This is a genomic window from Streptomyces sp. M-16 (assembly GCF_052114405.1).
GTDB lineage: Bacteria > Actinomycetota > Actinomycetes > Streptomycetales > Streptomycetaceae > Streptomyces.
This window is the reverse complement of sequence record NZ_JBFRER010000145.1, coordinates 1-17,972: the sequence shown is the minus strand read 5'-3', so window position 1 is coordinate 17,972 and position 17,972 is coordinate 1. Positions and strand designations below refer to the sequence as shown.

Annotated in this window: 18 protein-coding genes; 14 read left to right on the top strand and 4 right to left on the bottom strand. The window is 73.2% G+C overall.

Features of this window, described 5'->3' with window-relative positions:
- From AB4039_RS37515 to AB4039_RS37490, 6 genes are all read left to right on the top strand, one after another.
- On the top strand, positions 1 to 431 hold a 431-nt coding region (locus AB4039_RS37515; RefSeq protein ID WP_442272859.1), incomplete at its 5' end, for an AtuA-related protein.
- Entirely contained in the window at positions 428 to 2,026 is a 1,599-nt protein-coding gene (locus tag AB4039_RS37510; protein ID WP_442272858.1) for an acyl-CoA carboxylase subunit beta, read from the top strand. The genes AB4039_RS37515 and AB4039_RS37510, both read left to right, overlap by 4 nt.
- Positions 2,027 to 2,034: 8 nt before the next feature.
- Positions 2,035 to 3,936, top strand: coding sequence for an acetyl/propionyl/methylcrotonyl-CoA carboxylase subunit alpha (locus AB4039_RS37505; RefSeq protein ID WP_442272857.1), 1,902 nt, complete (start codon positions 2,035 to 2,037; stop codon positions 3,934 to 3,936).
- The gene (locus AB4039_RS37500) at positions 3,933 to 5,093 is read left to right on the top strand and encodes an acyl-CoA dehydrogenase family protein (RefSeq protein WP_266840815.1); all 1,161 of its coding nucleotides are present in this window, start codon (positions 3,933 to 3,935) and stop codon (positions 5,091 to 5,093) included. The genes AB4039_RS37505 and AB4039_RS37500 overlap by 4 nt, the downstream gene beginning before the upstream one ends.
- A gap of 419 nt (positions 5,094 to 5,512) precedes the next feature.
- Positions 5,513 to 6,253 carry an enoyl-CoA hydratase family protein gene (locus AB4039_RS37495; RefSeq protein WP_266840817.1) on the top strand — a complete coding sequence of 247 codons (741 nt, stop codon included), beginning with the start codon at positions 5,513 to 5,515 and terminating at the stop codon, positions 6,251 to 6,253.
- On the top strand, positions 6,241 to 6,894 hold the full coding sequence (locus tag AB4039_RS37490) for a TetR/AcrR family transcriptional regulator (RefSeq protein WP_442272856.1): 654 nt from the start codon (positions 6,241 to 6,243) through the stop codon (positions 6,892 to 6,894). The genes AB4039_RS37495 and AB4039_RS37490 overlap by 13 nt, the downstream gene beginning before the upstream one ends.
- A 61-nt stretch (positions 6,895 to 6,955) precedes the next feature.
- Here AB4039_RS37490 and AB4039_RS37485 read toward each other — a convergent pair whose 3' ends face one another.
- On the bottom strand, positions 6,956 to 8,062 hold the full coding sequence (locus AB4039_RS37485; RefSeq protein ID WP_266840821.1) for a citrate synthase 2: 1,107 nt from the start codon (positions 8,060 to 8,062) through the stop codon (positions 6,956 to 6,958).
- Positions 8,063 to 8,263: 201 nt separating this feature from the next.
- Between AB4039_RS37485 and pdxH the strand changes: the two genes are divergently transcribed.
- From pdxH to AB4039_RS37470, 3 genes are all read left to right on the top strand, one after another.
- Entirely contained in the window at positions 8,264 to 8,926 is a 663-nt protein-coding gene (pdxH, locus tag AB4039_RS37480; protein WP_266840823.1) for a pyridoxamine 5'-phosphate oxidase, read from the top strand.
- Positions 8,927 to 9,337: 411 nt separating this feature from the next.
- On the top strand, positions 9,338 to 9,943 hold the full coding sequence (locus AB4039_RS37475; RefSeq protein ID WP_266840825.1) for a PH domain-containing protein: 606 nt from the start codon (positions 9,338 to 9,340) through the stop codon (positions 9,941 to 9,943).
- A 131-nt stretch (positions 9,944 to 10,074) separates the two neighbouring features.
- Entirely contained in the window at positions 10,075 to 11,409 is a 1,335-nt protein-coding gene (locus AB4039_RS37470; protein ID WP_442272855.1) for a PAS domain-containing protein, read from the top strand.
- On the opposite strand, the gene AB4039_RS37465 is transcribed toward AB4039_RS37470, so the two are convergent.
- Together AB4039_RS37465 and AB4039_RS37460 are read right to left on the bottom strand one after the other, a co-directional pair.
- Positions 11,406 to 11,930, bottom strand: a complete 525-nt coding sequence (locus AB4039_RS37465; protein ID WP_442272854.1) for a serine hydrolase — start codon at positions 11,928 to 11,930, stop codon at positions 11,406 to 11,408. The genes AB4039_RS37470 and AB4039_RS37465 overlap by 4 nt on opposite strands.
- A gap of 165 nt (positions 11,931 to 12,095) precedes the next feature.
- Positions 12,096 to 12,851: an SIS domain-containing protein gene (locus tag AB4039_RS37460; RefSeq protein ID WP_266840830.1), complete on the bottom strand. Its 756-nt coding sequence runs from the start codon at positions 12,849 to 12,851 to the stop codon at positions 12,096 to 12,098.
- Between the two features lie 267 nt (positions 12,852 to 13,118).
- Here AB4039_RS37460 and AB4039_RS37455 point away from each other — a divergent pair, with 267 nt between their 5' ends.
- The 3 genes from AB4039_RS37455 (at position 13,119) to AB4039_RS37445 (ending at position 16,046) form a co-directional block, all read left to right on the top strand.
- Positions 13,119 to 13,811, top strand: a complete 693-nt coding sequence (locus AB4039_RS37455) for a metal-dependent transcriptional regulator (RefSeq protein WP_266840832.1) — start codon at positions 13,119 to 13,121, stop codon at positions 13,809 to 13,811.
- A gap of 276 nt (positions 13,812 to 14,087) precedes the next feature.
- Positions 14,088 to 14,960 carry an alpha/beta fold hydrolase gene (locus AB4039_RS37450; protein ID WP_266840834.1) on the top strand — a complete coding sequence of 291 codons (873 nt, stop codon included), beginning with the start codon at positions 14,088 to 14,090 and terminating at the stop codon, positions 14,958 to 14,960.
- Between the two features lie 213 nt (positions 14,961 to 15,173).
- Entirely contained in the window at positions 15,174 to 16,046 is an 873-nt protein-coding gene (locus AB4039_RS37445; protein ID WP_266840836.1) for an AraC family transcriptional regulator, read from the top strand.
- 64 nt (positions 16,047 to 16,110) lie between these two features.
- On the opposite strand, the gene AB4039_RS37440 is transcribed toward AB4039_RS37445, so the two are convergent.
- The gene (locus AB4039_RS37440; protein WP_442272853.1) at positions 16,111 to 16,815 is read right to left on the bottom strand and encodes an alpha/beta fold hydrolase; all 705 of its coding nucleotides are present in this window, start codon (positions 16,813 to 16,815) and stop codon (positions 16,111 to 16,113) included.
- A gap of 226 nt (positions 16,816 to 17,041) precedes the next feature.
- Between AB4039_RS37440 and AB4039_RS37435 the strand changes: the two genes are divergently transcribed.
- Together AB4039_RS37435 and AB4039_RS37430 are read left to right on the top strand one after the other, a co-directional pair.
- Positions 17,042 to 17,713, top strand: coding sequence for a DUF4097 family beta strand repeat-containing protein (locus tag AB4039_RS37435; RefSeq protein ID WP_442272852.1), 672 nt, complete (start codon positions 17,042 to 17,044; stop codon positions 17,711 to 17,713).
- A gap of 28 nt (positions 17,714 to 17,741) precedes the next feature.
- Positions 17,742 to 17,972, top strand: a 231-nt coding sequence (locus tag AB4039_RS37430; protein WP_442272851.1) for an ATP-binding cassette domain-containing protein, incomplete at its 3' end; no start/stop codon positions are given.

The window sequence follows — 17,972 nt, the reverse complement described above, 5'->3', positions numbered from 1 at the left end:
GCCCCGCCGCGCCCGCCGGCCCCGCCGCGCCCGCCGGCCCCGCCGCCCCCGTCGGCCACGGCGGTGCCCCCACCATCCGCGCCCCTCTCGGCACCCTGGCCGGAGCCCGCAGTGGCGACAAGGGCGGCGACGCCAACATCGGCGTCTGGGTCGGCGACGACGCCGCCTGGGAGTGGCTGCGGGCCACCCTCACCACCGAGCTGCTCCAGACCCTGCTCCCCGAGACCGCCGCCCTCCCCGTCACCCGGCACGAGCTGCCGAACCTCCACGCCCTCAACTTCACCGTTCCCGGCCTCCTCGGCGCCGGGGTCGCCTCCGGGCACCGCTTCGACCCCCAGGCCAAGGCCCTCGGGGAATGGCTGCGGGCCCGCCACCTCGACATCCCGACGCACCTCCTGCCGCCGCCCGCCCCGGAGGGGACCCGCCCATGACCCGTCTCGGCACCACCGTCGACCCCCGCTCCCCCGAGCACGCCCTGGCCCGTACCGAGGCCCTGGAACGGCTCGCCGCACTCGACGCCGAACACGCCAAGGCCCTGGCCGGCGGCGGCGAGAAGTACACCGCCCGCCACCGCGACCGCGGCAAACTCCTGGCCCGCGAGCGCGTCGAACTGCTCCTCGACCCCGACACCCCCTTCCTGGAGCTGTCCCCGCTCGCGGGCTGGGGCAGTGACTACCCGGTCGGCGCCTCGATGGTCACCGGCATCGGCACCGTCGAGGGCGTCGAGTGCCTGATCACCGCCAACGACCCGACCGTGCGCGGCGGCGCCAGCAACCCGTGGACCCTCAAGAAGGCCCTGCGCGCCAACGAGATCGCCCGCCTCAACCGGCTGCCCTGCATCAGCCTCGTGGAGTCCGGCGGCGCCGACCTGCCCTCCCAGAAGGAGATCTTCATCCCGGGCGGGGCCGTCTTCCGCGACCTGACCCGGCTCTCCGCGGAGGGCGTCCCGACCGTCGCGGTCGTCTTCGGCAACTCCACCGCCGGCGGCGCCTACATCCCCGGCATGTCGGACCACACCGTCATGATCAAGGACCGTTCGAAGGTGTTCCTCGGCGGCCCGCCGCTGGTCAAGATGGCCACCGGCGAGGAGAGCGACGACGAGTCCCTCGGCGGCGCCGACATGCACGCCCGCGTCTCCGGCCTCGCCGACCACTACGCCCTCGACGAGTACGACGCCATCCGCCAGGCCCGCCGCATCGTGGCCCGCCTCAACCACCGCAAGCCGTACGCCGATCCGCCGCGGGCCGCCGAACCCCTCCACGACCCGGAGGAGCTGCTGGGCATCGTCCCGCCGGACCTGAAGACCCCCTTCGACCCCCGTGAGGTCATCGCGCGCATCGTCGACGCCTCCGACTTCGACGAGTTCAAGCCCCTGTACGGCACCAGCCTGGTCACCGGCTGGGCCACCCTGCACGGCTATCCGGTCGGCATCCTCGCCAACGCCCAGGGGGTGCTGTTCAGCGCCGAGTCGCAGAAGGCCGCCCAGTTCATCCAGCTCGCCAACCAGCGAGACATCCCGCTGCTCTTCCTCCACAACACCACCGGTTACATGGTCGGCAAGGAGTACGAGCAGGGCGGCATCGTCAAACACGGCTCGATGATGATCAACGCGGTCTCCAACTCCCGCGTCCCGCACCTGTCCGTCCTCATCGGCGCCAGCTACGGCGCCGGCCACTACGGCATGTGCGGAYGCGCCTACGAGCCCCGCTTCCTCTTCGCCTGGCCCAGCGCCAAGTCGGCCGTCATGGGCCCCGCCCAGCTCGCGGGCGTGCTCTCGATCGTCTCCCGGCAGTCCGCCGCGGCCAAGGGGCTCCCCTACGACGAGGAACAGGACGCCGGGATGCGCGCCTTCGTCGAGGCCCAGATCGAATCCGAGTCCCTCCCCCTCTTCCTCTCCGGGCGGCTGTACGACGACGGGGTCATCGACCCGCGCGACACCCGCACCGTCCTCGGCCTGTGCCTCTCGGCCGTCCACAACGCCCCCGTCGAGGGCGTCCGTGGCGGCTTCGGCGTCTTCCGGATGTGAGCCCGCAGATGACCATCACCTCCCTCCTCGTCGCCAACCGGGGCGAGATCGCCGTCCGGATCTTCCGTACGGCCCGCGCCCTGGGCCTGGCCACCGTCGCCGTCCACTCCGACCCCGACGCGGACGCCCTGCACGTCCGCGAGGCCGACGCGGCCGTCCGCCTGCCCGGCGCCGCCCCCGCCGACACCTACCTGCGCGCCGACCTGATCATCGAGGCCGCCGTCGCCGCGGGCGCCGACGCCGTCCACCCCGGCTACGGCTTCCTCTCCGAGAACGCCGGCTTCGCCCGGCAGGTCCGCGCGGCCGGCCTGACCTGGATCGGTCCGCCGCCGGAGGCCATCGAGGCCATGGCCTCCAAGACCCGGGCCAAAGAGCTGATGCGGGCCGCCGGAGTCCCCCTCCTCGACCCCGTCGACCCGGCCGGCGCCACCCCCGCGGACCTCCCCCTGCTCCTCAAGGCCGCGGCGGGCGGCGGAGGCCGCGGCATGCGCGTCGTACGCGACCTGGACTCCCTCAAGGAGTCCCTCGACGCCGCGTCCGCCGAGGCCCTGTCGGCCTTCGGCGACGGCGAGGTCTTCGCCGAGCCCTACGTGGAACGCGGCCGCCACGTCGAGGTACAGGTCCTCGCCGACGCGCACGGCACCGTCTGGGCACTCGGCACCCGCGACTGCTCCCTCCAGCGCCGTCACCAGAAGGTCATCGAGGAGGCCCCCGCCCCCGGCCTGCCCGCCGCCCTGCGCGACGCCCTGCACACCGCGGCCGTCGCCGCCGCCCGCGCCGTCTCCTACCGGGGAGCCGGCACCGTCGAGTTCCTCGTCACCGAGGACGGCCGCCCGTACTTCCTGGAGATGAACACCCGCCTCCAGGTCGAACACCCGGTCACCGAAGCCGTCTTCGGACTCGACCTCGTCGCCCTCCAGCTCCGCGTCGCCGAGGGAACGGCCCTGCCCGTGACGCCCCCGGAGCCCTCCGGCCACGCCGTGGAAGCCCGCCTCTACGCCGAGGACCCGGCCCGGGACTGGCGCCCGCAGACGGGGGTCCTGCACACCCTCGACTTCCCCGCCGGGGTCCGTGTCGACACCGGCTTCACCGCGGGGGACCCGGTCGGCGTCCACTACGACCCGATGCTGGCCAAGGTCGTCGCGCACGCGCCGACCCGCGCCGAGGCGGTCCGGATCCTCGCCCACGCCCTCGCGGGGGCCCGCATCCACGGCCTGACCACCAACCGCGAACTGCTCGTCGGCTCCCTGCGCCACCCGGAGTTCACCTCCGGCCGGATCGACACCGGCTTCTACGACCGCCACCTCGCCGCCCTCACCGAGGAGGCCCCCGACGCCACCCTGGCCGCCCTCGCCGCCGCCCTGGCCGACGCGGCCCCGGAGGCCGACGCCCCCCTGGCCTCCCGCCTGGGCGGCTGGCGCAACCTCCGCTCCCGGCCCCACACCCGCCGCTACACCTCGGCGGGCACGGAGCACGAGGTCCAGTACCACCCCGTGAACCACCCCGGCGTCCGCGTCCTGGCCGCCACGCCCACGCTCGTCACCCTCGAAGTCGACGGCGTGCGCCGGGTGTTCCACGTGAAACGTAAATCGAACACGGTCTACGTCGACTCCGCCCTCGGCGCCCACGCCCTCGTCCCCGTCCCCCGGTTCCCCGATCCCCAGGACCGCACCGAACCGGGCTCCCTGCTCGCGCCCATGCCCGGCACCGTCGTCCGCGTCGCCGAGGGCCTCACCCCCGGTACCGCCGTCACCGCCGGGCAGCCCCTGCTCTGGCTGGAGGCCATGAAGATGGAGCACCGCATCCTCGCTCCGGCCTCCGGCACGCTCACCGCGCTCCACGCCGCCACCGGCCAACAGGTCGAGTTCGGCGCCCTGCTCGCCGTAGTCCAGGAGGAAACGCCACGATGAGCTCCACCCTCGAATCCAAGGAACACAAGGCCCTGCGCGCGGCGGTGGCCGCCCTCGGCCAGAAGTACGGCCGGGAGTACCTCGCCCGTATCGCCCGCGAGGGCGGCCACCCCGACGAGCTGTGGGCGGACGCCGCCCGGCTCGGCTACCTCGGCGTCAGCATCCCCGAGGAGTACGGCGGCGGGGGCGGCGGCATCGCCGAACTCTCCCTCGTCCTCGAAGAACTCGGCGCCGCGGGCTGCCCCCTCCTCATGATGGTCGTCTCACCCGCCATCTGCGCCACGGTCATCGCCCGCTTCGGTACCGAAGCCCAGAAGCGGGCCTGGCTCCCCGGTCTCGCCGACGGCACCCGCACCATGGCCTTCGGCATCACCGAACCCGACGCCGGCTCCAACTCCCACCGCATCACCACCACGGCCCGCCGCGACGGCGACGAGTGGATCCTCACCGGCCGCAAGGTCTTCATCTCCGGCGTGGACATCGCCGACGCCACGCTGATCGTGGGTCGCACCGAAGACGCGAAGACCGGCAGCCTCAAGCCCTGCCTCTTCATCGTCCCCCGTGACGCCCCCGGTTTCGGGCGCTCGGTCATCGACATGGAACTCCAGGCGGCGGAGAAGCAGTTCGAGCTCACCCTGGACGAAGTCCGCCTGCCGGCGGACGCCCTGGTCGGCGACGAGGACGCGGGCCTCCTGCAACTCTTCGCGGGCCTCAACCCCGAGCGGATCATGACGGCCGCCTTCGCCATCGGGATGGGCCGCCACGCCCTCGCCAAGGCCGTCGACTACGCGAGGACCCGCCAGGTGTGGAAGCAGCCCATCGGCGCCCACCAGGCCATCGCCCACCCCCTGGCGGCCGCCCACATCGACCTGGAACTGGCCCGCCTGATGATGCAGAAGGCCGCCCACCTCTACGACGCCGGTGACGATCTGGGTGCGGGCGAGGCCGCGAACATGGCCAAGTACGCCGCCGCCGAAGCCTGCGTCAAGGCGGTCGACCAGTCCGTCCACACCCTGGGCGGCAACGGCCTCACCCGCGAGTACGGCCTGGCCTCCCTCATCACCGCGTCCCGCGTCTCCCGCATCGCCCCGGTCAGCCGGGAAATGATCCTCAACTTCGTCTCCCACCAGACCCTGGGCCTCCCCAAGTCCTACTGACCGCTCCCCCCGAACCCGAACGAGCCCCCGCCCGGCCCGGGGTCGACCTGGCCTGACCGGGACGGGGTCAACGTGCCGTGCCGGGGTCAACCCGGCCGAGGCGGGATCGTTCCCACCAGGCCGGGGTCGTTCCCACCTGGCTGGCCGGGTTGGTTCTGACCAGGGCGGGGTCGCGCAGGCCGGGGGCGGGGACGGGGCGGGGTGTTGTCCGGGACGTAAAACGTGATTTGTTGGCGCGCGGTGCCGCCCGCACACTCGGACGCGGAGAGGGCGCCATAAATCATGCAGTCCCGGACGACACCCCGCCCCGACCCCGGCCCCGGCCCCCCGACCCCGCCCCACCCCCACCCCGACCCGGACCCCGACCCACCCCCATCCCCGCCCGGCCAGGGCACCCGCAGACCCCCTCCGGAGGAGACATGGCCCCACTCGTGCACGCCGCCGAGGCGACCGGCATCACCACGCTCACCCTCGACTCCCCGGCCAACCGCAACGCCCTCTCCACGGACCTGGTCGCCGCCCTCCGCGCGGCCCTCGCCACCGCCGCGGCCGACCCCGGCACCCGCGCGGTCGTCCTGACCCACACCGGCACCACCTTCTGCGCGGGCGCCGACCTCAAGTCCCCCTGCGACCCCGCCGACTTCCTGGCCCTGCTCCGCGAACTCGCCGGGCTGCCCAAGCCCGTCGTCGCCCGCGTCACCGGACACGTCCGCGCCGGCGGCCTCGGCCTGCTCGGCGCCTGCGACATCGCCGCCGCCGGCCCGGAATCCTCGTACGCCTTCACCGAGACCCACCTCGGCCTGGCCCCCGCCGTGATCTCGATGTCCCTGCTGCCGCGGCTGGACCCCCGCGCCGCGTCCCGCTACTTCCTGACCGCCGAGCCCTTCGACGCCGCCGAGGCGGCCCGCATCGGCCTGCTCACGCTCCACACCCCGGACGACGTGGACACGGCGCTGCGGCCCGTCCTGGACGGCCTGCGCAAGGCCTCCCCGCAGGCCCTGGCCGAGACCAAGGCCCTGGTCACCGCCGGGCTGCGGGAGACCCTGGAGCGGGACGGCGCACGCCTGACGGACCTCTCAGCACGCCTCTTCGCCTCCGCGGAGGCCCGCGAGGGCATCACCGCCCGCTTCGAGCGCCGGGACCCGTCATGGGCACGATGACCGACACCCCCAGGGGCGGCACCCCCGGCACCCCCGGCACCCCCGAAGCCCCCCGGGCCATCCGCCAGGAACCCAAGCAGGCCCGCAGCAGGGTCACCCGCCGCCACCTCCTGGAGGCGGCGGTCTCCTGCCTCGCCGAGCACGGCTGGGCGGGCTCCACGGTCGGCGTGGTCGCCGAACGCGCCGGCGTCTCGCGCGGCGCGGCCCAGCACCACTTCCCGACCCGCGAGGTCCTCTTCACGGCGGCCGTGGAGTACGTCTCCGAGGAGCGCTCCACCGCCCTGCGCGAGCTCTTCCACTCGGCCCCGGCCCCGCGTCATGCGGTCGTCGAGGCCCTGGTCGACCTGTACACGGGCGCGCTCTTCCGGGCCGCGCTCCAGCTGTGGGTCGCGGCCTCCAACGAGGAGCAGCTGCGCCCCCGGGTCACCGAGCTGGAGGCCCGCGTGGGCCGTGAGACGCACCGGATCGCGGTGGAGCTGCTGGGCGCGGACGAGTCGGTGCCCGGTGTACGGGAGACCGTGCAGGGCCTCCTGGACATGGCCCGGGGCCTCGGCCTGGCCAATGTCCTCACCGACGACACGGCCCGGCGGGCCCGGGTGGTGGCCCAGTGGTCCCGGATCATCGAGGACGCGCTGACGTGACGCACGAGGGCGCCGCACCCCGACCGGGGTGCGGCGCCCTTCACGAACCGGTACGACCGGATCAGGCGGTCTCGGCGATGTCCGAGTAGCCCTCGATGTCGGCGGGGTTGCGGCGCCCGGGCCCGATGTAGCGGGCCGACGGCCGCACCAGCCGCCCGGTGCGCTTCTGCTCCAGGATGTGCGCCGACCAGCCGGCGGTACGGGCGCAGCTGAACATGGAGGTGAACATGTGCGCCGGGACCTCCGCGAAGTCCAGCATGATCGCGGCCCAGAACTCCACGTTGGTCGCCAGCACCCGGTCGGGGCGGCGGGCGTGCAGTTCTTCCAGGGCGGCCTTCTCCAGGGCGGCGGCGACCTCGTAGCGCGGGGCGTCCAGCTCCTTGGCGGTGCGCCGCAGCACGCGGGCGCGGGGGTCCTCGGCGCGGTAGACGCGGTGGCCGAAGCCCATCAGCCGCTCGCCCTTGTCCAGGGCCTTCTTCACGTAGGCCACGGCGTCGCCGGTGCGCTCGATCTCCTCGATCATGCCGAGGACGCGCGAGGGCGCCCCGCCGTGCAGCGGCCCGGACATCGCGCCCACGGCACCGGACAGCGCCGCGGCGACGTCGGCGCCGGTCGAGGCGATCACCCGCGCGGTGAAGGTGGAGGCGTTCATGCCGTGCTCGGCGGCCGAGGTCCAGTAGGCGTCGACGGCTTTGACGTGCTTGGGGTCGGGCTCGCCCCGCCAGCGGATCATGAACCGCTCGACGACGGACTCGGCCTTGTCGATCTCGCGCTGCGGCACCATCGGCAGGCCCTGGCCGCGGGCGGACTGGGCGACGTAGGACAGCGCCATGACGGCGGCCCGCGCCAGGTCGTCGCGCGCGGTCTGCTCGTCGATGTCCAGCAGCGGTTTCAGGCCCCAGACCGGTGCGAGCATGGCCAGCGCGGACTGCACGTCCACACGGATGTCGCCCGAGTGCACCGGGATCGGGAAGGGCTCGGCGGCCGGCAGGCCGGGGTTGAACGCACCGTCGACCAGCAGGCCCCACACGTTCCCGAAGGAGACGTGGCCGACCAGGTCTTCGATGTCCACCCCCCGGTAGCGGAGCGATCCGCCTTCCTTGTCGGGCTCGGCGATCTCCGTCTCGAACGCGACGACACCTTCGAGTCCGGGTACGAAATCGGACATCAGGCGGCTCCTCAGATAGTGCGAACACGCGCGGCTCCCGGCGTGATTCGCGGTCCGGCGCGGTCATCCCCGTTGATGCCCGGCACGGCCGGTGGTCATCCGTGCGGGGACCCTCGGACCGGCCCCAAGATTTTGTCCGTTCCTCCGGTGGTTCGGGAAGCGTGACATACGGCACACCCCCGGGTGCCGTCCTGCGGCAGGATGGCCCGCGTGACCGATCAGGACCTTGACCCCGCCGTCATGCGCAAGCAGTACCGCTCCGAGATCGTCGAGGAGGGGAGCCTCGCCGACACCCCCATGGCACAGTTCGCCCGCTGGTTCCAGCAGGCCGCGGACGCGCACGTCTTCGAACCCAACGCGATGGTCGTCTCGACGGCCACGCCCGAGGGCCGTCCCAGCTCCCGCACGGTGCTGCTGAAGCAGTTCGACGAGCGGGGCTTCGTGTTCTTCACGAACTACGGCTCCCGCAAGGGTCGCGAGATCGAGGCGAACCCGTACGTCTCGCTGCTCTTCCCCTGGCATCCGATCGCCCGCCAGGTCGTCGTCACCGGTACCGCCTCCCGGGTCGGCCGCGACGAGACGGCCGCCTATTTCCGCTCCCGCCCGCACGGCTCCCAGCTGGGCGCCTGGGCGAGCGAGCAGTCCCGGGTGATCGGCTCGCGGGCGGAGCTGGACCGCCGCTACGCGGAGCTGGAGGCCCGCTACCCGGAGGGCGAGCAGGTCCCGGTGCCGACGGAGTGGGGCGGGCTGCGGGTGGAGCCCGACGCGGTGGAGTTCTGGCAGGGCCACGAGAACCGGCTGCACGACCGTCTGCGCTACGCCCTGGAGGGCGGGAAGTGGCACGTGGAGCGCCTCTGCCCCTGAGGCGGCGCCCCCGGGCGGGACGGGACACCGGGGCTGGGTACCGGGACGGGGGAAGGCGCGGGACATGCAGACGACCCGCGGGCTCGGGTTCCTCTCCTGCAGTGAGAGGAGCCGGCCGGACGTACCGGCGAGCCCGCGGGTCGGGTGACTGCTTGGGATTGGCGCTCGGCGTTCCCGCCGGGCACCGCACTGGGTGCGTGCGACGACGGGCGCTTAGCCCGCAGCCACCTCACGCGTCCGGTTTCCGTACATTTCGGGAACCACCTCCCTTCTCGTGTACGGCAGAGCCTAGGCCTCCTGCCGGAGGTCCTCAACCCTATTTATCGGACCCCGATCGACCCCCTCAACCACCCTGTTTCGAGGGGCGGTTACTCCCTACACTGGCTCTCCGCCATCGGGGGAGGGGTGTGCATGAGCGCCGAGCTGCTGCCGCGCGACTACCGGATCCGGTCCCAGCAGATGTCCGCCGTGTACGTCGCGGTCGGCATCGGTACGCCGGGCGTCGTCCTGTCCGTGCTCAACCTGGACGACGTGCCCGCAGGGGTGAAACTGCTGCTCATCGCGGCGGTCCTGGTGCTCTTCGGCTGGCTGGTGTGGGCCTCGAAGCGCTGCGCGACCTCCATCGACCTCAAGGGCGTCCGGGTCCGCCGCTTCACCGGGAGCCGCCGCCTGGCCTGGGAGGAGATCCAGGAGATCCGGGCCGTGCCCAATCCGAGCGCCGGCATGAACAAGAACCAGCCGCGCGTGATCTCGTACGTCTACGACTCCGCGGGCCGCCGCGTCCAGCTCATGTACGTGGACGACAACCACGTCGACGTCGCGCGCGAGATCGGCCTGATGCGGGCCGCCTGGGAGGAGCTGCGCGGCGCGGACTGGGCCTCCGATCCGCAGGCGCTGGCCCGCATGGAGCGGCAGGTGGTCCGCGAGGGCCGGATGATGGCGGGGGTGCTCTGGGGCTGCGGGATCTTCTTCGTGGCCCTCGTCGTCGTGATGGTCATCGTCATCACCGGCGGCTGACGGGTCCGGTGGCGGCAGGGCCGCCCGACCGGACATTCCGGGATGATTCCGGGAAGTGGGTGTGGTGTGGGTCACGTTCCAGTTCAATGATCTGACGTGCCGCACACGCGAACGCCTGCAGGGGGTGCCAGGTGAGTGCTTCCGGACGTTCCGATACCGCCGACGATCTGCTCGCAGCGCTGCTCGACGGGATGGACGCCGCCTTGTGCGCGTTCGATTCCGACGGAGTGATCACCCACTGGAACCGCGAGGCCGAGCGGATCCTCGGCTGGACCGCCGCCGAGGCGGTCGGCCGCCGGGGGTTCGCCGGCTGGGCGGCGCGCGCCGCCGACGCGGACGACGTGCAGGAGCGGCTGATGTCCGCCCAGCACGTGCCCGGCCGCCAGGTCCACGAGTTCGCCCTGCTGACCAAGGACGGCGGGCGCATCCTCGTACGGACCCAGTCCGCCGGGGTGCCGGGTGCCGACGGGAAACCGGCGGGGGTCTACTGCGCCTTCAGCGAGGTGCACGCCCAGATCGACCTGGAACGGTCCATCGCCCTCAGCGAGGCACTGATGGACGACGCCTCCTGGGGCGTCGTCCTCGTCGACGTCGACCTGCGCCCGGCGGTGGTCAACACGCACGCCGCGCGCGCCTTCGGATCCGGGCGTACCGCGCTGCTCGGCCGGCCGCTCGGGGACCTGCTGGCGCAGGGCGTCGAGGAGCTGGAGGGGGCGCTCCAGCACGTCCTGGCCGAGGGGGCGCCGCCGGCCCCGCTGGAGCTGTGGGTTTCGGTGAGGACCCCGGAAGGCGTACGGCGGCGCTGCTGGCGCTGCGGGTTCCTGCGGCTGGCCTCGCCGCTCGCGGAGGAGCCGGTGCCGCTGGGGGTCGGCTGGCTGTTCCAGGACGTCACCGAGGCCCGGCAGGCCGAGCTGGACACCGGGCAGCTGCGCTTCCGGGCCCACCAGCTGCACCGGGCGGGGCGGGCCGCCGCCGAGTGCGAGGACCCGGCGGAGGCGGCCTCCGTCCGGCTGGACTTCGCCCTGGCCGGCTTCGCGGAGCACGCGCTGGTCGACGTACTGGAAGCCGAGGGGCCCGAGCGGCGGCGGCTCGTCCGGGCGGGCGCGTCCCCGTCCGGGCTGGCCCTGCTGCTGCCCGGACCGGGCGCGATCCCGGTCCGCTACGAGGCGGCGCACCCGGCGTTCCAGGCCCTGGACCGGATCGGCCCGGTCCGGGCCAGCGCCCCCGGCGCCGTCGCCGACCCGGACGGGAACTGGGCCCGGACCCGCCGGTGGCCTGCCGGGGCGACGCACGCGCTGTGCACGGTCCTGCGCAGCCGCGGCCGCACCCTGGGCGCCCTCACCTTCCTCCGGGGCCCCTCCCGCCCCGCCTTCGACCGTACGGACGCCCTGTACGCGGAGGAGGTGGCGGCCCGCGTCGCGGCCGACCTCGACCTGGCGGCGGCCGCGGCCCACCGCACCGGCTAAGGGGTGCTCTCGCCCGTCGGGGCGGGGGCGGGCGGGCCCCAGACGTGGTCCGGGGTGACGATCTTCGTCACGGCGTGCGCGACCTGGCCGCTGAGCGAGCCGCCGCGGTCGATGTCGGAATCGACCAGGATCACGAGCGTGGCCTTGTTCCCGGGGAACCCGACGGCGATCGTCTCGTAGCCGGGCAGTTCGCCGTTGTGTCCGAACCAGCCGTCGAAATCGGCGATCCCCAGCCCGTACGAGACGCCGGGGACGCCCGTCGGCCGGACGCGCAGCCGCTGCGCCTGCGTCGCCGGGCTCCGCAGCCGGCCGCCGAGCAGCGCGGGCACCCGCGCCCGCAGGTCCTCCAGGTCGGAGATCATCGCCCCGGCGGCCCAACCCCAGGACGGGTTCCAGTCGGTGGCCTCGGTGACGGTCCCGTCCGGGCTGAAGGTCGTGTAGCCCCGGGCGGGCGGTTCGGGGGCGCCGCGCCCGGGGATCCACAGGCCCACGTTGACGCCCGGGAGGCCGGTCTTCTTCATGACGTGCATGACGGCGGCGATCGCGGGGTCGAAGCGGTGGACGGTCGCGGGGGCGTGGCCGACGCGATGCCCGCCGGGGCGCGGGCGGGGGCGGTCGCGGCCAAGCCCCGCCGCCCCGTGCGACCCATGGCGCCGCGCCCTCGGCCCGGCCCTCGGACGGGCCCCTCAGTGGCGGAAGAAGATCCGGTCGCCGTACTCCTGCATCACGCGGCCGTTCCACTCGTGGCCGCCGTCCACGTTGCCCGAGCGCAGCAGCGGCGGCTCCAGGCCGCGCGCGGCGATCTCGCCGGCCGCCGCCGCCATGACCGCCTGCATGATCGCGCTGGTCACCACGGTGGACGCGGGGGCGAAGGGGGCGTCGATGCCGTCGGCCGTCAGCTCGGCGTCGCCGACCGCGATCTTGCTGTCGAGGACGATGTCGCAGTGGTCCTTGAGGTACGTGCCCGACACGTGCCGCGACTTGGTCCCCGTCGCGTAGGCCACCGAGGTCACCCCGATGACCTTGAGGCCGATGGCCCGCGCGTTCATGGCCATCTCGACCGGCAGCGCGTTGCGGCCCGAGAGGGAGATGATCACGAGGACGTCGCCGTCGGAGGCGGGGCTGCTGTCCAGGACCGCGCCGGCCAGGCCGTCGACCCGCTCCAGCGCGCTGCCCAGGGTGGCGGGCATGACGTCGACACCGGCGGTGCCGGGGACGGCCAGGAAGTTCATCAGGGCGAGGCCGCCCGCCCGGTAGACCACGTCCTGCGCGGGCAGCGAGGAGTGTCCGGCGCCGAACGCGAACAGCCGCTTCCCGCCCGCGACGGCCTCCGCGATCACGGCCCCGGCCTCGGAGATCCGGGCCCCCTCCTCGTCCCGGACCCGCTCCAGCAGGCCGATGGCGGCGTCGAAGAACTGCCCGGCCAGCTTGCTCTCGCTCATACGCCGAAGGCCCTTCCAGGGTGGGGTGCGGTGGGTGCGTCGTCGGTGTCCGCCGCTCACCGTGCGGTCTGGACCAAGGGCCTGTCAATACGAACGTCAATCCGTGGACCAAAGGCCTGGTACGCGTGCGTGCGCCGTTCCCGGCGAGTACCGGAGGGCTTCCCGGGAGATGTCCCGTACATGCCTTGACGCTCGGCGCGGGACGGTTGTCGGCCCGATGCGTCAGAATTGGGGACAGGGCCAGCGCACGCAATCCGAGGGGCACGAATGTCCGGACTGATCGACACCACGGAGATGTATCTCCGCACCATCCTGGAGCTGGAAGAGGAAGGTGTGGTCCCCATGCGCGCCCGGATCGCCGAGCGGCTGGACCAGAGCGGCCCGACGGTGAGCCAGACGGTGGCGCGCATGGAGCGCGACGGCCTGGTGGCCGTCGCCAGCGACCGGCACCTGGAGCTGACGGACGAGGGCCGCAAGCTCGCGACGCGGGTGATGCGCAAGCACCGCCTCGCCGAGTGCCTGCTCGTCGACGTCATCGGCCTGGAATGGGAGCAGGTGCACGCCGAGGCCTGCCGCTGGGAGCACGTGATGAGCGAGGCGGTGGAGCGGCGGGTGCTGGAGCTGCTGCGCCACCCGACCGAGTCGCCGTACGGGAACCCGATCCCGGGGCTGGAGGAGCTGGGGGAGAAGGCCGAGGCCGATCCGTTCCTGGAGGACGGCATGGTCAGCCTGTCGGAGCTGGCGCCGGGCAGCGAGGGCAAGACGGTCGTCGTCCGCCGGATCGGGGAGCCGATCCAGACCGACGCCCAGTTGATGTACACGCTGCGCCGGGCGGGCGTACAGCCCGGTTCGGTGGTGAGCGTGACGGAGTCCCCGGGCGGGGTGCTGGTCGGCAGCGGCGGCGAGGCCGCCGAGCTGGACGCCGACATCGCCTCGCACGTCTTCGTCGCCAAGCGCTGACGTCCGCCGTACGGGGCGGGGTCGTGTGAAGGGTCCCGGCGCCTCACGGCGCCGGGACCCGTCCTCCCCCGGTTGACCTGGAGCCCCGAGCTCTCAAGGTCATCCCCTTCGGACCGTCTTCCCCGAGCGGCCCGCCTCCCTGTGGAAAGGATCTCCCTCGGCAGGGGCCGCCAATCCTTGAGCAAGGTCACTCGAAAGAGCGGTGTTGTCGGCGAGACGCCCGGTTTCGAATACGGGTTCGATAGTCTGGCCGGGAGCGAAGGGGGTGCATCTGCGGTGGTACAGCGCATCGATGTGACGGGGGCCGACGGCGTCCGCCTTGCCGCCTGGGAGTTCCGCGAACCGCCCGCGGAGCCCCGGCATCCGCCGGTCCTGTTACTCCACGGCCTGATGGGCCGCGCCCTGCACTGGGCCGGCACGGCGCGCTGGCTCGGCGAGGACCGCCGGGTCGTGGCCCTGGACCAGCGCGGGCACGGCCACAGCGAGCGGCCGCCCGCCGGCACCGATCTCCGCGGGGCCCTGGGCCGCGAGGCCTTCGTGGCCGATGCCGAGGCCGTCATCGAGCGGCTCGGTCTCGCCCCCGTGGTCCTGATCGGCCACTCCATGGGCGCCCTCACCGCATGGCAGCTGGCGGCCCGCCGCCCCGATCTCGTCCAGGCCGTGGTCATCTGCGACATGAGGGCCTCCGCGCTCGGCGAGGCCTCGCAGCAGGAGTGGGAGGAATGGTTCCGGCGCTGGCCGCTGCCCTTCCCCACCCAGGACGCCGCCCGCCGCTGGTTCGGCGAGGACGATCCCCGGGTGGAGCGCCCCGACCCCGGCCGCGGCGCCTTCTTCGCCGAGGTCATGCACCGCGCCCCGGACGGCTGGCGCCCGCTGTTCTCCCGCCACCAGATGCTGACGGCCCGCGCGACCTGGGTCCACGACGCCCACTGGGAGGAGCTGGCCCAGGTCGGCTGCCCCACCCTGGTCGTCCGCGGCCTCGACGGCGAGCTGGGCCGCGCGGAGGCCCAGGAGATGGTCCGCGTCCTCCCGGCCGGCCGGTACGCCGAGATCCCCGACGCCGGCCACTACCTCCACTACGACCAGCCGGCCGCCTGGCGGGCCGCCCTGGAGCCGTTCCTGGAGTCCGTCACGGCCGCCGCCCCCTGAACCCCGGCACGGCTTCCCCGAGGCCCGGCACGGCTTCCCCCGGCGAGCGGGCCCGGGGAGCCGGGGCCGGTGGCGGGGGAGGGTGGCGGGGGACGGCGGCTCCGCGACGGGCCGGCCGGCGATGCCCGCACCCGACCGGAGCGGGCACAGGATGTCGGGTGCGGCAGGCTTGTTCCTTCCTAGCGTGGTGGGCGAAAGGGAAGGAGGCCGGGGTTGCTGGATCGGCTGAACGAGGCCATGGAGCACATCGAGGGTCACCTCGACCGGCACGTCGAGGTGTCCGCGCTCGCCCGGATCACGGTCACGTCGGAGTACCACTTCCGGCGGCTGTTCTCGTCACTGGCGGGGATGCCGCTGTCGGAGTACGTCCGACGCCGCCGGCTCACCGTCGCGGCGGCCGAAGTGCTGGCAGGGGAACCGACCTTGCTGGAGATCGCGATCCGTTACGGCTACACCTCGGGGGAGGCCTTCGCCCGGGCGTTCCGTGCCGTGCACGGCGTCGGTCCCGGCGAGGCCAGGCGTACCGGCGCGGCTCTGAACTCGCAGCCCCGGCTGTCCTTCCGCCTCACCGTCGAAGGGAACAGCACCATGCGGTACCGGATCGTGGAGAAGGAAGCGTTCCGGGTCGTGGGCAAGAAGGCCCGCGTCCCGCTGATCTACCAGGGGGTCAACCCGCACATCGCCGAGCACATCCAGAGCATCCCGCCGGAGGCGATGCTGCGGATCGCCGGCCTCTCGGACCAGGACCCGGAGGGCGTGGTGTCGGCGACCGTGCGTCAGTCGGACGGCTTCGAGGAGGGGAGCGAACTCGACTACTACCACGCGGTGGTGTCCTCTGCCGCCGAGTTGCCCGAGGACCTCGACGTACTGGAGTGCCCGGCGGGCACCTGGGCCGTGTTCGAGAACTCCGGGCCGTTCCCGCAGGCGCTGCAGCAGATGTGGGGTGACGTGGCCGCCCAGTGGATCCCGTCCAACCCGTACGAGTACCGCCCGGGGCCGGAGATCCTGCGCACCCGGCCGTCGCAGGACGACCCGACATGGTCCGAAGCGCAGCTGTGGATCCCGGTGAGCCGCACCACGGCCTGAGCCGGGCGCCCCCGACGTTCCGGGGCCGGGGCGCGGGCGCCGCCCGGCCCCGGAACGTCAGGGCTCAGCCCCGGGCGGCCTCCAGCAGCACCTTCAGCAGGTCCTCGGGGGCGTCCCGCATCACGTTGTGGCCCGACGCGAGTGCGTGCGTACGCCAGGAGGGGTCCGCGCGGAGGCGGTCGTAGGTCCCGGTGAAGGGGGAGGCGCCGTCCCAGCCGGTGGCGTAGACGTAGTCCCGGCTGCGGAACCGGTCGAGCCCGCCCTCCAGGCGGACCGCCTGGAGCAGGGAGGCCAGCGGGTGCGGGGTGGCCCGCGGGTCGAAGAACGGCAGCGGGGCGCACGCGTAGCCCGTCTCGCCGACGCCGTTCAGGTACCAGCCGCGCTCCTGCTCGCCTACCAGGGACCAGCAGGAGTCCCCGTCGGCGGGCACCATCGCGTCGACGTAGACCAGGCCCGCGACCCGCTCCGGGGCGCGGTCGGCGGCGCCGGTGATGACCATGCCGCCGTAACTGTGCCCGACCAGGACGGCGTCGGTGACCTGCTGCTCGGCGAGGACGCCGACCACGTCCTGGATGTGGGTGTCGAGGTTCACCGAGGAGCCGATCAGGTGCTTGCGGTCGCCCACCCCGGTCAGGGTCAGCGGGAACGCCTGGTGGCCGTGGGCGCGCAGCTGCCGTGCGAGCGGTTCGAAGGTCCACGCGCCGTGCCATGCGCCGGGTATGAGGACGAAGGTGGTCATCCGGTTCTCCTGGGCGGTCGGGTCCGTCACGCGGCGACGGACGGGGCGATCTTGTCAGCCGTGCCTCGAATAGCGTTCACGCCCAATCCATTGCAACGAGCCGAGCGATGACTGTTGCATTAAATTCAGGGCCGTTGCAACGATTTGAGGCTCTCTACCTGCATAAATGCAGATTCAGCGCAACGAGTCTGTTGCTCGTTCTATGAACGCAACGTAGCTTTCGGTCATCGGAAAAAACGAGCCGAAGGAAAACATCGTGCAGAAGTTCGCCACCCCCACCCCGGTCGCCGCCGTCCTCGACATCCCCGCGGGACACATCCGGCTGATCGCCGCCGACCGGAGCGACACCACCGTCGAGGTCCGGCCCGCGAACGCCACCAAGGGCCGCGACGTCAAGGCCGCCGAGCAGATCACCGTCGCATTCCGCGACGGCGTCCTGCACGTCGCCGCCGCACCGGCCAAGAACCGGCTGCTCGGCAACTCCGGATCCGTCGAGCTGACCATCCAGCTCCCCGCCGGCTCCCACGTCGAGGCGAAGGCCGCCGCCGCCGAACTCCGCGGCGTCGGACGCCTCGGCGACGTGACCTTCGAGGCCGCCCAGGCCACCGTCAAGCTCGACGAGAGCGCGAGCACCCGCCTCACCGTCCAGGCCGGCGACATCACCGTCGGCCGCCTCACCGGGCCCGCCCGGATCAGCACCCGCCAGGGCGACCTCCGCATCACCGAGGCCCGCCGCGGCACCGTCGAACTGCGCACCGAGCACGGCGACATCACCGTCGGCGCCGCCCGCGGAACCTCCGCCACCCTCGACGCCGGCACCGCCTACGGCCGCATCCACAACACCCTCAGCAACGCCGACGGCGCCCACGCCGCCCTCGACATCCACGCCACCACCTCCTACGGCGACATCACCGCCCGCAGCCTCTGACCCGCAGCCTCGAAAGGGAGCCCCTCTCATGACCGACCTGGCCATCGCGGCGAACGGGCTGCGCAAGTCCTACGGCGACAAGACCGTCCTGGACGGCATCGACCTGSMCRTCCCGGCCGGCACCGTCTTCGCCCTGCTCGGACCGAACGGCGCCGGCAAGACCACCGCCGTGAAGATCCTCTCCACCCTCATCGGCGCGGACGCCGGCGAGATCCGCATCGACGGCCACGACCTCGCCACCCACTCCCGGGCGGTCCGC

Bases quoted from the DNA above. Each gene is read 5' to 3' on its own strand.
- AB4039_RS37485 (WP_266840821.1), bottom strand. From the start codon at position 8,062: ATGTCCGATTTCGTACCCGGACTCGAAGGTGTCGTCGCGTTCGAGACG.
- AB4039_RS37500 (WP_266840815.1), top strand. From the start codon at position 3,933: ATGAGCTCCACCCTCGAATCCAAGGAACACAAGGCCCTGCGCGCGGCG.
- pdxH (WP_266840823.1), top strand. From the start codon at position 8,264: ATGGCCCGCGTGACCGATCAGGACCTTGACCCCGCCGTCATGCGCAAG.
- AB4039_RS37475 (WP_266840825.1), top strand. From the start codon at position 9,338: ATGAGCGCCGAGCTGCTGCCGCGCGACTACCGGATCCGGTCCCAGCAG.
- AB4039_RS37455 (WP_266840832.1), top strand. From the start codon at position 13,119: ATGTCCGGACTGATCGACACCACGGAGATGTATCTCCGCACCATCCTG.
- AB4039_RS37495 (WP_266840817.1), top strand. From the start codon at position 5,513: ATGGCCCCACTCGTGCACGCCGCCGAGGCGACCGGCATCACCACGCTC.
- AB4039_RS37505 (WP_442272857.1), top strand. From the start codon at position 2,035: ATGACCATCACCTCCCTCCTCGTCGCCAACCGGGGCGAGATCGCCGTC.
- AB4039_RS37460 (WP_266840830.1), bottom strand. From the start codon at position 12,851: ATGAGCGAGAGCAAGCTGGCCGGGCAGTTCTTCGACGCCGCCATCGGC.
- AB4039_RS37490 (WP_442272856.1), top strand. From the start codon at position 6,241: ATGGGCACGATGACCGACACCCCCAGGGGCGGCACCCCCGGCACCCCC.
- AB4039_RS37465 (WP_442272854.1), bottom strand. From the start codon at position 11,930: ATGAAGAAGACCGGCCTCCCGGGCGTCAACGTGGGCCTGTGGATCCCC.